We start from the raw sequence: 1,009 nt of genomic DNA, 5'->3' as shown, positions 1-1,009 counted from the left end.
GTGATGAGTTCGGTGTCGAGGGTGTAGGTGGTGGTGGCGCCGTGGTGGGAGGCCACTGCGGGGCGGGGGCGATCCACCGGCAACGACAACTCCTCGACGACGCCGTCCAGAGCCTCGGTCCAATATCGGAGTTGCCGGGCGCTCAGCGATTCCGGATCGTCGGGTGATCCGAGAGCGGCCTGCTGCCACAGCGCGTAGTCCGCGTACTGGACGGGCAGGGGCGTCCACGACGGTGCTTCGCCGCGGATCCGCGCGGCGTACGCGGTCGTCACGTCGCGAGCCAGTGGTGTCATGGAGAAGCCGTCCGCCGCGATGTGGTGCACCACGACGGCCAGTACGTATTCCGGCTCCGCGCCGCCGGTGGCCCGGAACAATCGGGCGCGCACCGGCACCTGGGCGCTCACATCGAAGCCTTCGCTCACGAATTCGGTTACCGCGGCGACCATCCGGCTCGGCGGAACGAATACCAGAGCCAGCTCGCGATCGACTTCGTTGACGGGTTCGATCAGCTGGATCAGCTTTCCGTCGTGATCCGGGTACCGCGTGCGCAGCGACTCGTGTCTGCGTAGCACGTCGACCAGAGCCGATCGCAAGGCGTCGACGTTCAGTTCGCCGCGCAGCCGGAGGACGATCGGCAAGTTGTACGCCCCCGAGCTGGTGTCGTACTGGTTGAGGAACCACATCCGTTGTTGGGCAGGCGCCAGCGGCACGAGCTCGGGGCGTGGCCCGGCGATCAGCGGCGGGCGCTGCCGCCCCTGGCCGACATGCCGTTCGACGCGGGCCGCGAGCTCCCCCACCGTGGGCGCCTCGAACAGCAGCTGGACCGGGATCTCGGTATCCAGCGCGGACCCGACTCGCGCCGCGATCCGCATCGCGCCCAAACTGTCGCCGCCGAGGGTGAAGAAGGAGTCGTCGAGTCCGATGGTGTTGGTGTGGAGTATGTCGGTGAATGCTTGGGTGATGGTGTGTTCGAGGGGTGTTCGTGGTGGTCGGTAGGGTTTGTGGTCGG

At 67.5% G+C, this 1,009-nt stretch carries 1 protein-coding gene; it reads right to left on the bottom strand.

Going from position 1 to position 1,009, the window contains the following annotated elements; all coding sequences use genetic code 11:
* On the bottom strand, nucleotides 1-1,009 hold a 1,009-nt coding region (locus ACWESM_RS36625), incomplete at both ends, for a condensation domain-containing protein (protein ID WP_452495731.1).

It is taken from the genome of Nocardia sp. NPDC003999 (genome assembly GCF_053604885.1).
This window is presented reverse-complemented; position numbering and strand designations above follow the sequence as displayed.